The organism is Pedobacter hiemivivus, assembly GCF_005144565.1.
Taxonomy (GTDB): Bacteria; Bacteroidota; Bacteroidia; order Sphingobacteriales; family Sphingobacteriaceae; genus Pedobacter; species Pedobacter hiemivivus.
In genome coordinates this window covers 516,504-531,937 of record NZ_SWDX01000001.1, presented here as the reverse complement: position 1 = coordinate 531,937, position 15,434 = coordinate 516,504, and the positions used below count along the sequence as shown (strand labels likewise).

14 protein-coding genes are annotated in these 15,434 nt (G+C 40.7%); 6 read left to right on the top strand and 8 right to left on the bottom strand.

Going from position 1 to position 15,434, the window contains the following annotated elements; genetic code table 11:
- Window positions 1-81 precede the first annotated feature (81 nt).
- Genes FBD94_RS01950 through FBD94_RS01930 form a run of 5 tightly spaced genes read right to left on the bottom strand, consistent with a single transcriptional unit; the run spans window position 82 to window position 5,991 of the window.
- Entirely contained in the window at window positions 82-825 is a 744-nt protein-coding gene (locus FBD94_RS01950; protein WP_136878872.1) for a succinate dehydrogenase/fumarate reductase iron-sulfur subunit, read from the bottom strand.
- Between the two features lie 11 nt (window positions 826-836).
- On the bottom strand, window positions 837-2,753 hold the full coding sequence (locus tag FBD94_RS01945) for a fumarate reductase/succinate dehydrogenase flavoprotein subunit (RefSeq protein WP_136878871.1): 1,917 nt from the start codon (window positions 2,751-2,753) through the stop codon (window positions 837-839).
- The gene (locus tag FBD94_RS01940; RefSeq protein ID WP_136878870.1) at window positions 2,744-3,427 is read right to left on the bottom strand and encodes a succinate dehydrogenase cytochrome b subunit; all 684 of its coding nucleotides are present in this window, start codon (window positions 3,425-3,427) and stop codon (window positions 2,744-2,746) included. Before FBD94_RS01940 ends, FBD94_RS01945 begins: the two co-directional genes overlap by 10 nt.
- A gap of 9 nt (window positions 3,428-3,436) precedes the next feature.
- Window positions 3,437-4,867, bottom strand: a complete 1,431-nt coding sequence (locus FBD94_RS01935) for an anion permease (RefSeq protein ID WP_136878869.1) — start codon at window positions 4,865-4,867, stop codon at window positions 3,437-3,439.
- A gap of 11 nt (window positions 4,868-4,878) precedes the next feature.
- A complete protein-coding gene (locus FBD94_RS01930) occupies window positions 4,879-5,991 on the bottom strand; it encodes a porin (RefSeq protein WP_169472187.1) in 1,113 nt (370 codons plus the stop codon).
- Window positions 5,992-6,111: 120 nt separating this feature from the next.
- Here FBD94_RS01930 and FBD94_RS01925 point away from each other — a divergent pair, with 120 nt between their 5' ends.
- Window positions 6,112-6,804, top strand: coding sequence for a CAP domain-containing protein (locus FBD94_RS01925; protein WP_136878867.1), 693 nt, complete (start codon window positions 6,112-6,114; stop codon window positions 6,802-6,804).
- A 158-nt stretch (window positions 6,805-6,962) separates the two neighbouring features.
- Here the strand turns inward: FBD94_RS01925 and FBD94_RS01920 are convergent, their stop codons facing one another.
- Window positions 6,963-7,631: an FAD-binding oxidoreductase gene (locus FBD94_RS01920; RefSeq protein WP_136878866.1), complete on the bottom strand. Its 669-nt coding sequence runs from the start codon at window positions 7,629-7,631 to the stop codon at window positions 6,963-6,965.
- Window positions 7,632-7,817: 186 nt separating this feature from the next.
- On the opposite strand from FBD94_RS01920, the gene FBD94_RS01915 reads away from it, so the two are divergent.
- The 5 genes from FBD94_RS01915 (at window position 7,818) to FBD94_RS01895 (ending at window position 13,547) form a co-directional block, all read left to right on the top strand.
- Complete coding sequence (locus FBD94_RS01915; RefSeq protein ID WP_136878865.1) at window positions 7,818-9,746, top strand: LTA synthase family protein; 1,929 nt, start codon at window positions 7,818-7,820, stop codon at window positions 9,744-9,746.
- A 4-nt stretch (window positions 9,747-9,750) separates the two neighbouring features.
- Entirely contained in the window at window positions 9,751-10,242 is a 492-nt protein-coding gene (locus tag FBD94_RS01910; protein ID WP_131607668.1) for a GtrA family protein, read from the top strand.
- A 90-nt stretch (window positions 10,243-10,332) separates the two neighbouring features.
- A complete protein-coding gene (locus FBD94_RS01905) occupies window positions 10,333-12,117 on the top strand; it encodes an aromatic amino acid hydroxylase (protein ID WP_136878864.1) in 1,785 nt (594 codons plus the stop codon).
- Between the two features lie 129 nt (window positions 12,118-12,246).
- Window positions 12,247-12,948 carry an SDR family NAD(P)-dependent oxidoreductase gene (locus FBD94_RS01900; protein ID WP_131607666.1) on the top strand — a complete coding sequence of 234 codons (702 nt, stop codon included), beginning with the start codon at window positions 12,247-12,249 and terminating at the stop codon, window positions 12,946-12,948.
- A gap of 62 nt (window positions 12,949-13,010) precedes the next feature.
- Window positions 13,011-13,547 carry a C40 family peptidase gene (locus FBD94_RS01895; protein ID WP_131607665.1) on the top strand — a complete coding sequence of 179 codons (537 nt, stop codon included), beginning with the start codon at window positions 13,011-13,013 and terminating at the stop codon, window positions 13,545-13,547.
- Here FBD94_RS01895 and FBD94_RS01890 read toward each other — a convergent pair.
- Both FBD94_RS01890 and FBD94_RS01885 read right to left on the bottom strand, forming a co-directional pair.
- Window positions 13,542-14,429: a flavin reductase family protein gene (locus FBD94_RS01890; RefSeq protein WP_131607664.1), complete on the bottom strand. Its 888-nt coding sequence runs from the start codon at window positions 14,427-14,429 to the stop codon at window positions 13,542-13,544. The two genes, FBD94_RS01895 and FBD94_RS01890, sit on opposite strands and share 6 nt — an antisense overlap.
- Window positions 14,430-14,432: 3 nt before the next feature.
- A complete protein-coding gene (locus tag FBD94_RS01885) occupies window positions 14,433-15,428 on the bottom strand; it encodes a fumarylacetoacetate hydrolase family protein (RefSeq protein WP_136878863.1) in 996 nt (331 codons plus the stop codon).
- Window positions 15,429-15,434 lie beyond the last annotated feature (6 nt).

Here is a 15,434-nt window from a genome sequence, read left to right as displayed (position 1 = left end):
TTTTTACAGGTAATTTAAATTCACCACAATTGCGATGCGCAATCACCTGGAAAATCAATTGTAAGGCTATTCGAATAACGGTTATTTAGTAACACTGCTAAGCGCATATTCCCAGTTCATCCTTGCAATATTTAGCACCGAAATACTTTGAGGGCATTCTACTTCGCAGGCTTCTGTATTGGTACAATGCCCAAATTGCTCTTCATCCATCTGCTGAACCATAGCAAGTACCCGTTTCCTGGATTCAATTTCCCCCTGTGGTAATTTTGCCAGATGCGCCACCTTGGCGGAAGTAAACAATGCGGCACTTGAATTTTTGCAAGTAGCCACGCAAGCACCGCAGCCTATACATGCTGCAGAATCAAAGGCCGACTCGGCATCTTCATGACTAATCGGAATACCATTCGCCTCTGGAGCCTGACCAGTATTCACAGCTATAAAACCTCCAGCCATAATGATCCTGTCGAACGCCGATCGATCTATTCTCAAATCACGTTTTATCGGAAAGCCTTTGCCTCTAAAAGGTTCGATATAAATGGTATCTCCATCTTTAAACTCACGCATATGCAGCTGGCAAGTGGTTAAATGAGCAACAGGTCCGTGTGCATGGCCGTTAATCATCATTCCGCACTGTCCGCAAATCCCTTCCCGGCAATCATGATCAAACTCTACCGGCCGATCCCCAGCAAGAATCAATTGCTCATTTAAGGTATCCATCATCTCTAAAAAAGACATGTGAGGGATAACATTATCTAACGTATAATCAACCATTTTACCAGGAGTACCGGCATCATTTTGTCTCCAAATTTTCAGATAAATCTTCATAAGCCAACTTCTTATTTATAACTTCTTACTGCCAACTCCACATTTTCAAACGTTAAAGGTTCAGGAATTAGGATTTCTTCCTTGTCCTCGCCCTGATATTGCCATGCTGATACAAAACAAAATTGTTCATCGTTTCTTAGGGCCTCTCCTTCCGGAGTTTGATATTCTTCCCTGAAATGTGCCCCGCAGGACTCTTCCCGGGTCAGCGCATCCTGACACATCAACTCGGCCACTTCCAGATAATCACTCACGCGACCAGCTTTTTCCAATTCTCCATTCATCTCATCTTCATCGCCACTCACCTTAAGGTTTTCATAAAAATCCTTACGCAGTTCTCTGATCTCCCCAATGGCTTTTAATAATCCAGCTTTACTTCTCGACAGGCCACAATAATCATACAGCAACTTACCCAGTGTTTTATGGTACTGATCAGCCGTTTTACTCCCATTAATAGAAACCAATTTAGAAAGATGTGCCCTAACAGCCACCTCGGCATCAACAAATTCCTGTCGATCAATCTCCAATCGAGGTTCTTTAATTTCTCCTGAAAGATAATTTGACACTGTATAGGGGGCTACGAAATAACCATCCACACAGGCTTGCAGCAATGAGTTGGCCCCTAAGCGATTTGCCCCATGATCTGCAAAATTAGCTTCACCGAGTGCAAACAAGCCTGGAATAGTGGTCATCAATTCATAATCTACCCATAGACCGCCCATTGAAAAATGTGCAGCTGGCGAGATCATCATGGGTTCTGCATAAGCATCAGTTGCTGTAATTTTATGGTACATATCAAACAGGTTACCATACTTTTCTTTAATCTTTGGCTTGCCTTGCTCCTTAATCGCTTTCGAGAAGTCGAGGTACACAGCGTTTTGCTGTGGCCCAACGCCAAATCCGGCATCTATACGTTCTTTAGCTGCACGGGAAGAAATATCCCGAGGCGCAAGATTCCCAAAAGCAGGGTAACGTCTTTCCAAATAGTAATCACGTTCTTCTTCCGGAATATCATTCGGCTTTCTGTTTTCATTTGATTTTAGAGGTACCCAAATCCGTCCATCATTCCTTAGTGATTCGGACATCAGCGTAAGCTTGCTCTGGTAACTACCAGATTGTGGCAAAGATGTTGGATGCACCTGTGTCCAACTTGGACAGGCCATAAATGCACCCTTTTTATGGGCGCGCCAAATAGCCGATGCATTACAGCCCATGGCCAGGGTTGACAAATAGTAAATCTTCCCAAAGCCCCCAGAAGCCAGAATCACCGCATGCGCAGTATGACGTTCTATCTCTCCAGTATCCAAATTTCGGACAATCACCCCCCTAGCCTTTCCATCAACCAATACTACATCCAGCATTTCGTGACGTGTAAAAAGCGATACGGTTTTGGCCGCCACCTGCCGCATTAAAGATTGATAGGCACCCAATAGCAATTGTTGTCCCGTTTGTCCGCGTGCATAAAAAGTCCGGCTAACTTGCACTCCACCAAAAGAGCGATTATTTAAATAACCGCCATATTCTCTTCCAAAAGGCACCCCTTGGGCAACAGCCTGATCTATCAACTGAGCAGAACATTCGGCCAATCGATACACATTCGCTTCCCGCGAACGGAAATCGCCACCTTTAATCGTATCATAAAACATTCGATAGGTGCTATCACCATCGTTTTTGTAGTTCTTAGCAGCATTTACACCACCCTGAGCGGCTACCGAATGTGCACGCCGTGCAGAATCCTGAAAGCAAAATGAAGTCACATGGTAACCCATTTCTGCCAGAGATGAAGCAATTGAACTTCCTGCCAGTCCTGTTCCTACAACAATTACATCCAGCTTTTTGCGGTTGGCTGGATTAACCAATTTTGCATGATCCTTATAATAGGTCCATTTATCCTTTAATGGTCCCGGTGGTATTTTAGCATTCAGTTCCATAAAACATGCTGAGTTAAGTAAATATAAACCGGTATTACTGCAAAACCGATAGTAATGACATAGCTATACCAGGCACCAAAAACCCTTATCCATGCCACATATTTTGGGTGGTATACACCTAAACTTCTAGCAGCACTAAAAAAACCATGCAACAAATGGAAACCAAGTGCAAACATACAGACTACGTAAAATAGCACATACCATAAGTCTCCGTAAACACCGACTACGATGGTATAAAGATCTTTGTGTCCGGCTCCATCTACCGGCAAACTGCCAAACTTATATTGATACCAAAAGTCTTTAAAGTGAAACACCAGAAAAATAAGGATAATGGTGCCTAATATTCCCATACTTCTGGAATACCATTTACTAGATGCCCCTCTTTGATCATATACATACTTACCCGAGGTTTTCTTATTTTTAAGGGTGATGATCAGCGCATCCAGACTATGTATAATGATAGATGCATACAGCACATAAGAAATAATCTTGATAAAAATATTCCCCGAAAGCAGTTGCGAATAGCTATTAAAGCTTTCCCTGGCTTGATCTGCCGGCAGTAAAAGTTGTAGATTACCCAACAAGTGAATAACAAGAAAAAAACAAAGAAACAATCCTGTCAGTGCCATCAGTGTTTTTCGCATCAAGGTTGATGTGGTGTTGTTATGATCCATAATGCTCGATTAATAAATTCCAATTACTTTCCACCATACACCTCCTATGCCCATCCATATCACCAGGAAAACTATACTTAATATAAATCCGCGCGACCACCACTCTTTCACTTCTACATAGGTACTTCCAAAAAATACCGGTGCCGGACCATGCCCATAATGAGTAAGTGTTCCATAAATACCGCCACAAAAACCTAGCGAAAGCGCAAGTAACATTGGCGGGATCCCCACAGAAATCCCTACACCTAGTAAAGCGGCATACATAGAAGCCACATGGGCAGTAGCACTGGCAAACATGTAATGACTGTAAAAATAAACGAGAATGATGATCGGGAAGGCCATAGTCCAGTCTAAACCTCCAATTTTACCTTTTACCAGTTCACTAAACCAGGGAATTAACCCCAGTTGATTTAGTTGGCTCCCCATCATTACCAATGCCGAAAACCAAACAATAGTGTCCCAGGCTCCTTTTTCACTTTTAACATCCTCCCAGGTAAGTACCCTCGACAATAATAAAAACACCAAGCCTATAAATGCGGTCGTTGTTGCATCAATTTTAAAGATATCACCCGTTATCCACAGAAACAACAGTACAAAAAAGGCGGCCAGCATTAACCATTCATTGAGTGTTACCGCCCCCATCTCTTTCAACTTCTCTGAGGCCATTTTTGTAGCGCCATCCGTCTTTTTAAGTTCAGGGGGATAAATCTTATATAAAATATAGGGTACAGCAATCAACGAAATAATTCCCGGTATCAACGCAGCCCACATCCATGACATCCATGTGATGTCTATCCCTAGATCAGCAGCAAACTTCTGACACATCGGATTACTCGCTGTACCTGTCAAAAACATGGAAGAGGTAATCAGGTTAACATTATAACAATTTAAACTTAGGTAAGCACCCAGTTTACGATGCGTTTCCGGCTTTTCGGGCACAGAACCAAAATTGAGGGCCATTGATTTCATGATCGGGTAAATTATACCACCACCCCGAGCTGTATTGCTGGGAATGGCCGGTGCCAATACCAGATCGGCTAAACCAAGCCCGTAGCCCAATCCCAAAGAACTTCGACCAAAAACCCTAATAAAGAGATAGGCTATTCTGCTACCCAAACCGGTTTTTATAAAGCCCCGGGCAATGAAAAAAGAAATCCCAATCAACCATATCACCTTATCACCAAAACTGCTTAAGGCCAATGAAATTGACTTCCCCGGATTACCGGGCGCCAGCACTCCGGTTAGCGCCACCAATGCAATGGCAATCATCGACATGGTACCCATTGAGGCGGCCTTAAGGATAATCCCTAAAATGGTTGCTAAAAAAATAGCTAGTAAATGCCATGCTTCGGGTTTCACCCCATCTGGAACTGGTAAAAACCAAATCAGCAAGCCAAAAGCAAGCGTAACCAGAATCATTTTGTAATTAATTTCCTGCATAATGTTATGGATTAAAACCGGGCCTGAACTTGGCAAATGATCCGATTGGCATCATATTGCGTGGTATTTGGAATATTGCGTTCATATCTGTCCATCATAAAGCCTAATTGTACCCTAACAGCATAAGCCTCTGCAAATGATGCACTCACCATTGGTATATAGCTTTGTCTTGAATTTCCTGCCTGCTTAAAATCAGCGTCCAAATACTCGTAGCGGACAGCAAACTCTAGATTTTTAAGCCTCACATTCTTAAAACTATAACCAACATTCGGCTGTACATAAACTCCTCGCATGACATACCTGCTTATTGGAATAACCGGATCTGTTTGCTCAAAATAAGCTACACTGTTCACCCCCTGTTTAAACTCAGAAACAAACTCTACATTCCATTTTTCATTCAACTGCTTCTTGTAATCAACATCAGCACCATAAGCCCATATCTTTTGCCCCATATTTCTTCCAGCTCCACCACTCAAACCCAAAAGGGTACCTTTCCCTAATCCAAAAACAAGCCTGGCGGGAACAATCTTACCATCATCATTATCTGTTATCTGATTGCGGTTATTGCCATTAAAAATACCGATAGAATATTTTATTGGAACAGTGCTATTCTTGATTTCACCAAAATAACTCGCCCCGATCTGGAAGCTTTGCCAACTGTTAGCCCCAAAAAGATAATATTGGTTGGAATAGTCGATAGAGCGAACAAAATCCACTGGGTAATTATCTTCCTGACCAAATTGCGGTCTGAACTGACCAAATTGAAAATTTACATAATCATTAATACTGTATTTGATATAGGCATTTTCCAGTACCTTATTTTGTGGATTACCTGTAAAATCACCAAAATTAACCAGCATAACCGCATTTATCCGATCCGTAATGGCCGCATTAATTTGTATCCTGGCTCGTTTGACGGAAAAAGAATTATGGGAAAACCGTTCGGTTCCGGTATGGTGTCTACCAGTAATATCGATATCATCATCAAGGGAATAATTGAACTGAGTTTGCAACATTCCCGAAAAGTTGATCTTACTTTTCGCCGTTACAGGTACATCAATACCTTGAGCATTTAAAAAAAGAGGGAAGCAGAGCAACAAGAGCTGAGCGTAGAGTTTGTTCATCACAATAAAAACAAAGTTTTACCCGCTTTGTTTACAAAAGTTTACAATTTTCTCCCCACCATATACAGCTTATTCACACGAGAACGTACAAAATAGCCTGTCTTTTGCGTTATCACAACTATGAAACCTTTATTCATCCTTTTAATATGGCTTATTCCGGCTTTAAACACACCTGTACCCCTTAAAACTCAGAACGACAGGTTATGGTCTGAAGAAGAGTTAAGAATGGCGAATACTGCCAAAAATGCCAAATACCTTAACGCTCAGGAGAAAGACCTTGTAATGTATATGAACCTGGCACGCATAGATGGCGAGAAGTTCTTCAATACCTACTTTCAGGAATTTTTAGAGGAACATAACAAGCAAATGGTGCAATACAGCAATTATCGTCAGCTAAGAATAGATAAAACCGACCGCTATTACAAAAGCCTGAAAAAAGACTTAAAAAGCATAAAAGATTTGCCCGTACTCTATCCTGACGAGTCTTTAAGCTGGGTAGCACAACAACATGCTCAAGACATGAACAAGTATGATTATGCATCTCATAAATCAAAAGATGGCCGTTCTGTCAAAGACAGGATCAGCAGCATGTACCCTAAAAGAGCTTTAGGAGAAAATTTAGCCTTCGGCTTTTCGACTGGCCTTGGTAATGTTTGTATGCTTTTATTAGACAAAGGCGTTCCAGATCTTGGCCATAGAAAACTGATTCTCAACACCTCCTTAAAATTAAACTATGTTGGAGTAAGTATGGAGCCGCATAAAGGTTACAAATATTGCTCAGTAACGGATTTCGTTGGATTACCGCCCCAGTAGCCCCCCTTATAACCGCCCCGCTTAACCTCCCCAAAACCGCCCAGCTAGTCTCTCCCTTCTAACCGCCCAGTTAAGAGAAAAAATTCCTTCTCAGAAAGAGCCTAGCTTTCTTCGCTTTTTCAGCGAAGCAATGCAGCTCTAGAAGAGAACGGTATTTTTTAAACTTCAATGACGATACACCCCTCCTCTACACCCAACTCTTCCAAATACCCAACCATTGCCGCCGTAAACGGGTCAGGGCCACATACGTAATAATAAGTTCCCTTCTTACCAAGATATGTTTTTAGCAAGTCCCGATCTATGATTCTCCCCCTCACAGATTCATCAAGAGGAGCTTTCAAAATATCGATATCATTTTCGCCAAGCATATACTTCAGTTCCGTTTTTAGTATGATATCTGTTTCATTGTAATTGGCAAACAACAAAGTATTCCCAGCCAATAAACCATCATGTCTCAGCTGTCTGAAGATGGCAATAAAAGGCGTTATACCTGCACCACCAGCAATAAACACACCTGGTCCCTTATAGTGAATAGTCCCAAACACATCATGAATAACCAATTCATCCCCAGTCTTTAATTGGGCAAGCTTTTCCGTTATTCCATCATGATCTTTGTAAATTTTAATGTTAAACTCCAGATAGTCCCACTCATTGAGCGAAGTAAAGGTAAAAGGCCTTAGTTCATCTCGTAGGTTAGGATGATTAATCGATACATCAGTAGCCTGTCCCGGAATGTAAGTCAATCCGGGAGGCTTTTCGATCACAAAACGTTTTACGTTGTGCGTTGCATCTTCGACATTTAGTATTTTAACGACATGCATTTTCATCGGGATAGAATTTATTTTTCATTGGTGATGAAGCGTCAACTAAGATTTAGCAATGATCAATCCAGAAATTTTGACAAGTATGAATTTAATCTTATCCGCAGTGACGCTGTAGCAAGCTATGTAATGACAGCGATAGAGTAATTTATAAAGCAAAATTCTTAAATTGGCGGCCTCAACTACGATCGTTTGAAAAGAAAGAATCCTATTGCAGTAAATCTGTACCTGGCCCTGGCCTACCGCTTCCTAATCATCATGGAGCTATATACCTTATGCCGAATCGCATTTTACGCTTTTAACCACACACTATTTCAGCACATTACGCTATCCAAATATCTGTACATCTTATGGGGCGGACTAAAGTTCGATGTATCAGCACTGATCTATATCAATGCTATATTTATCTTTTTACACCTCCTTCCTATTCCCTTCAAGTATAATAATGGCTACCAACGCTTTTGCAAATGGCTTTTCATTATTAGCAACAGCATTGGTATTTTGGCCAACTTTGCGGACTTTGCTTATTATAAATATACACTTAAAAGAACCACAGCCACTGTTTTTAGCCAGTTTAGCGATGAACAAAATAAGTTTAAACTGCTAGTAGATTTTTTAAGCGATTACTGGTACCTCATTATACTTTATGCTGCTTTTATCTGGTTTTTCATCAGACTATACGATAAGATTAGCGTTAAAAAAGAAAACAGTTTTAAATGGCCAAAATATCTGCTGCAAACCGTGATTATGGCTGTTGTTGCAGTACTATGTATAGTAGGCATACGTGGTGGAATAGGTTCTGAAACCAGGCCTATTACCTTAAGTAATGCCGGCGAATTTGTAGATACACCCGATCAAATGAGCTTAGTGCTAAACACGCCCTTTTGTATATTTAGAACACTGAAATCATCAAAGCTGAAGCCGGTAAACTACTACGACGAGCAAACCTTAAACTCCATTTACAACCCAATCCATCAACCTGCAGATACCGCTACCTTTAAAAAGCTGAATGTCGTTTTTCTGATCATCGAAAGTTTAGGGAAAGAGCATGTTGGTGGTTTAAACAAAGATTTGATGGATGGAAAATATAAAGGCTATACCCCTTTTATAGATTCTCTGATCCCCCAGAGCTATACTTTTACCCATACTTATGCCAACGGACGAAAATCTATTGATGCATTACCATCCATAATTTCAGGAATACCTTCTATCCGGGAACCCTTTATCCTTTCGGTATACTCAGGGAATAAAACAACTAGTATTGCCAAGATCTTAGGTGATGAAGGATATGAAACTGCATTTTTCCATGGTGCGCCAAATGGCTCAATGGGCTTTTCGTCTTACACGAACTTAGCAGGAATTAAGCATTACTACGGACTAAATGAATACAACAAACCTGAGGACTTTGATGGTACCTGGGGGATTTGGGACGATCCGTTTATGCAATACATGGCCCAAACCATGAACACACTAAAACAACCATTCTTCTCGGCCTTTTTCTCTGTATCCTCCCACCATCCTTTCAAAATACCAGAAAAATATGTTGGCAAGTTCCCTAAAGGTCCGCTTCCGGTACAAGAATTATTCGGGTATACAGATATGGCATTACGCAACTTCTTTAAAACGGCGTCGACCATGCCATGGTATAAAAACACCTTATTTGTATTGTGTGCCGACCACGCTACCCTATCCTACTTTCCGGAGTACCAAACTACACCTGGCTATTTCTCTATTCCCATCCTCTTATATTATCCGGGCGGAAATTTAAAAGGAAAAACGGATAAAATAATGCAACAAATAGACATTATGCCTACGGTTTTAAATTATCTGAATTACGATAAACCTTACTTTGCACTAGGCTTTGATGCTTTTAATAAAAATCAAGATAACTTTGCGGTAAACAATAACGATGGTACTTTTAGTTTTTATCAGGGAGATTATCTCCTGATCAATGATGGAAAAGTAAGCCTTTCGTTGTATAATTTAAAAACCGACAGGCTTACGAAGAACAACATACTGGATAAAGAACCGTTAGTAGCCCAGAAGATGGAAAAATACCTAAAAGCTTTTGTTCAGCAATACAACAACAGGATGATTGAAAATAAACTAACAGTAAAATAATTACATGCGTAAATTCCTGTTAAAAATAATAGACTTTTTTTACCCGCCTTTCTCTAACTGGCTACCTCTACATACTTTCAGATATCTTGTATCAGGCGGTACTACAGCAGCCTGCGGAATTGTGAGCTATTATATTGCCTACAACTGGATTTTGCACCAGGAAAATATTCACGTTGATTTCCCTTTTCTACCAAAACTGATCACGGCACACTCTGCAGCCTTAATTATCAGCACTTTCATTAGCTTTTCGATTGGCTTTACCCTAAATAAGTACCTGGTTTTTACCAAATCAAACTTAAAAGGAAGGATACAAATGTTCAGATATGCTGCCGTTTTAGCGATCAACTTCGGACTTAACCTGGCCATGCTGAAATACATGGTAGAGGGATTACATTTTTATCCATCTGTGTCGCAAGCCTTCATCACCCTTACCCTCTCTCTATGTAGTTATTTTCTACAAAAGCATTTCACTTTCAGAGTTAAAAAACACCCCTAACGAAATCTCATTTCAAGGTCAGCACATCGTTTTTTTTGGTGGATAGCTTAAGTATTGAGTATATTTGCCTCTTAAAAAACAAAGGTTAAAATGAGTGATTTTAATGACTTTAATAATCCGCAGGTAGCTAAGCTACCGAAGCATTTAAGGCAATTTATTGTTGATCAACACTATGAAAAATATACGCCTATAGATCAGGCGGTTTGGCGTTATGTAATGCGTCAGAATTATAGTTATTTAAAGCACGTAGCATTTTATCCTTATATCAAAGGTCTTCAACGGGCAGGCTTAAGCATTGAGCATATTCCTGATCTGCAAACCATGAACGATAACCTTGGCAAAATAGGCTGGGGAGCCGTTACTGTAGATGGTTTTATCCCTCCTGCTGCATTTATGGAATACCAGGCTTATCATGTGTTGGTGATTGCTGCTGACATCCGTCAGATCAATCATATTGAATACACGCCAGCACCAGATATTATCCATGAATCGGCTGGTCATGCACCCATCATTGCTGATCCGGACTACAATAGCTACTTAAGCTACTTTGGTTCTATTGGAGCTAAGGCCATGTTCTCTTCAAAAGATTTTGAATTGTACGAGTCCATTCGCAGCCTTTCTATTTTAAAGGAGGCTGTTGATGCCCCGGCAGAAGATATTGCAAGAGCAGAAAAGCAATTACAGCAGATTTCTGAAAATATGGGCGAACCATCCGAAATGGCTTTACTGAGTAGATTGCATTGGTGGACTGTAGAATATGGTTTAATAGGTACACTGGAAGATCCTAAAATTTACGGCGCAGGCTTACTTTCTTCTATTGGCGAAAGCTCTAGTTGCATGAGCGATAAAGTAGAAAAACTGTGGTACAACATAGATACACTTAATTACAGCTACGACATTACTAAGCCGCAACCACAACTATTTGTAACGGAGAACTTTCAAAATCTAATTGATGTTTTAGAGACATTTGCAGATACCATGGCCTTTAGAAGAGGTGGAACTGAAAGTATTGTTAAAGCAATTGAATGTAAAAATCCAGCAACAGCGGTATACAGTTCAGGCCTACAGGTAACCGGAATATTTACAGACATGGGTATTGATGGTAACGACGCACTTACTTTTATAAAAACAACAGGCCCATCGGCCATTGCTATAGCGAACAAACAACTTGAAGGACATGGCAAGTTTTACCATAAAGATGGTTTCTCCTCACCGGTAGGAAGATTGAAAAATCAGACTACTGCGTTTGAAGATTTAAGTCTGGAACAACTAAAAGAACTAGGAATTGCTATCGATAAACGTGCAGACCTAACTTTTGAAAGTGGTATTCACGTAACTGGATTGGTTAAAGAAATCCTGCAACATGCAAACAAGACCATTTTGATCTCTTTTGAAGATTGTACCGTTAAGGAAAGTAATGGAAATGTGCTTTTCCAACCAGAATGGGGAATGTATGATATGGCTGTAGGTGAATCTATCGTTTCTGTATTTAACGGAGCGGCAGATAAAGATGCTTACGAAGAGATTACCCACATTAGCGATAAGCAAACACATAAAGTAGTTTACGACGAGAAAACGCAGCAGCTACACGCCATCTATAGAGCCGTGCGTGAAATCAGGGAAAACGGAACGAATCAAGAACAATTACCTATTTTGTTTGAGCGCCTGAAATCGGAATACCGACATGACTGGCTTTCGGCTATGGAAATTTTGGAGATTTTATACCACAAGCAGCTTTACCCTGAACTGGAAAAAGAAGTCCGTAATTACCTGGAACTTAAATCAGCAAATGAAGCCGATCATACTAAGTTAATTAACGATGGCTTACATGTCATCGAAAATCCAGTAACACAATTGATCAATAACGAAGATTAACATCTTACGTCGCTTCGTCATCCTGAATTTATTTCAGGATCTTGGACTTGCAGGGCAGCCTTTCTCTTGCGAGATCCTGAAATAAATTCAGGATGACGAAGCGTTTATTTAAGAATTAAAAGAATACCAATGAATATTGTATTAACAGGTGCCAGCAGTGGAATTGGCTTTGAAGCAGCCCTAGAATTTACCCTTAATAAGGCGAATAAAGTAGTTTGTATCGCCAGATCGGCAGATAAACTGCGGAAATTACTTGAAATCGCTAAAGGTATTACTCCAGATTGTACACTACTTCCGGTAGAATTTGATATTGTAAATGATGATTATGCCGCATTGGTACCTTTTCTTAAACAAAAGCTGGGCAACATAGACATCCTAATCAACAATGCAGGTTCATTGATCAACAAGCCGTTTTCGGAAACCAGTACTGCGGATATGGCGAATATGTTTGAAAGCAATGTTCTCGGACATTTCAACATGATCCAACACTTACTACCATTAATGGGCAATGACAGTCACATTGTAAACATCGGTAGTATGGGTGGCTTTCAGGGGAGTGTAAAATTCCCTGGACTTTCAGCCTATTCGGCCAGTAAAGCTGCTTTGCATGCCTTAACAGAATGCCTTGCTTTTGAACTCCTGGAAACAGGCATTAAGGTCAATTGTCTGGCCCTTGGTTCGGCGCAAACAGAAATGCTAGAACAAGCATTTCCGGGCTATCAATCTCCCGTTCTGGCCTTCGAGATGGGCAAGTATGTTGCCGATTTTGCACGTACTGGACATAAGTTTTTCAACGGAAAAATCATCCCAGTAGCAGTAACAACACCATAACCAACAAGTTATCAACAACATTTGGGCTAAAGTATAATTTTAATATCTTTATGCCTATTGATATGAAGAGACTCCCTATTCTATTTTATTTTCTATTTCTTAGTGTATTTGCGGCCAAATCGCAGACAACAGTTCCTGTTCAATATCAGCAATTGGTTAGCAAACTTGCAGACCCAAACCCTGTAAATCAGATCAAAAACACGGGATCACCTAATCGATTACTGGACTTTGCAAAGTCCATGCTCGGTATCCGTTATCGATCGGCCTCAAGTAGCCCTAACAGAGGTTTTGATTGCTCTGGTTTTGTAAACTATGTATTTAGTAATTTCGGATTTAAGGTACCCCGCTCGTCAAGAGAATTTGCAACAAGCGGGGAAGCCAAAAAGTTGGAAGACGCAAAAATCGGAGACGTGATCTTGTTCACTGGAACAAACAGCAGATCCCGGACTCCCGGTCATGTTGGTATTATTTATTCTATAAATGGCGACGAGGTTAAATTCATCCACTCCTCTTCAGGAAATGCCAAAGGAGTAACCATCTCCAGTTTAGACGAAGGATTTTACAAAAAGCGTTTTCTGAAGGTGGTTAGTATTTTATAACAGCACCACCTTTAAAGCATCATTTACATTCCCTTTGCTTAACCATTGCTTAGCCAGTTCATGCAGCTCGCGCTCCCGGTTATTGGCATCACCTATGGTAGCATCGAATATTTCCTTTACTTCGTCATTGCCTTTAATGGCATCAATATCCTCATCAGCAGGCAAATGCTCTATATTACCAAGCATACCGAGGTCATTCCCTGTCAGTACTTTTGAATTTCGCACCCCTTTAGGCAAAGCATCTACACCTATCCCTAAAGTGGTTAATGGCTTAGCTACTTTAAACAAACTCTCCGGTGTAACCCGACAGTACCAGTCGCCCCCTAAACGAGCCACAAGGTCTATTTTAGCTTGATCAATTTTGCCATCCTCATCTAAAATATCTTCATTGATGTGAATAACCTTAACTTCCGCCAGGATTAGGTTACCTGCACCTGGATTCTCTCCCAAATGAATCACCTCACGTACTACACATTCCATCTGCACAGGCGCTTCAGCTACCCGAGGTGGTTTAACCAACTGCGAAGGCAACATCGTAAAACCAGCCTTTTCAAACTCGTTTACCCCTTTTCCATATTCGGTACTGGCCAAACTTGTTTGCTGTACCATCGCATAATTGACAATGTTAATCACACATTCCTTAACCTCCAATACATTCTCTAAAGTATGTTTGGTGGTATTGTCGCGCACCCTCCTTGCCGGCGAAAAAATACACAGCGGCGGATTGGTACTAAACATGTTAAAAAAGCTGAAAGGGCTAAGATTGATATTCCCAGCCTGATCTATCGTAGTGGCAAAACAAATTGGCCTCGGCGCAATTGCATACTGCATATAGTTTTGCAATTGCGCCGGAGTCAAATCTGACGTATTTATCGTTAACATTCTCTATTTTTTTAAAGCCAGAATAGAAAAGTCAGTATCTACTTTACGAATGGTATTACTTAAATGACCAAGACCAGTGATCTCCATTTCTACCACATCACCATCCTGTAACCATTGTGGTTTAAAAGCTGGATCGTTTAATAGTCCAGTACCATTTAACTCAAGGAAACAACCTGTACCTACTGTACCAGAACCGATCACATCGCCAGGTAAAATATCAACACCATAAGCGCAACGCTCAATGATTTCGGCAAATGTCCAGTCCATATCAGCTGTACTACCTGCAGATACCTGAACTCCATTAACGATACAAGTCATCTTTAAATCGTAAACATCTCCAGTATGCCCTGGTTTAGCAGTAGTCTTATAAGCTTCCAACTCATCTGGAGTAACCAACCATGGTCCAATTACAGTAGAAAAATCTTTTCCTTTGGCAGGGCCTAAATTTAAAAGCATTTCTTCCATTTGAAGTGTTCTGGCACTCATGTCATTCATCACCATATAACCTGCAATGTAACCATCAGCTTCCGCAGCAGTAATGTTGCGGCCTTTTTTACCGATTACTACGGCTACTTCCAGCTCGAAATCAAGCTTTTGAAAATGATCAGGCATACATTGAATTTCACCAGGTCCTTGAATAGCATTGTGGTTGGTAAAATAGAAAATAGGATACTGATCAAACTCAGCAATCATATCTACTTTACGGTTTCTACGTGCAGCCGCTACGTGTTGACGAAATGCATAACCATCTCTGCAAGATGTTGGATGCGGAACAGGTGCTAATAATTCGAAAAAAGCTTCCTCCTTAGGCTCCATTTCCCCGGCTTTGATTTGCGCGTATACTTTCTTAGCGCGATCCATCAATTCCTCACCACCTTGCAAAAAGGCGTTCATTTCATCAGGAATTAGCTTATCGCATGAATTTAAGTTATAAATGTGTCCCTCTACAAAAACACCAAGGTGTTCTCTGTCTTCTGTTTTATAGGATACCAGCTTCATATGTCA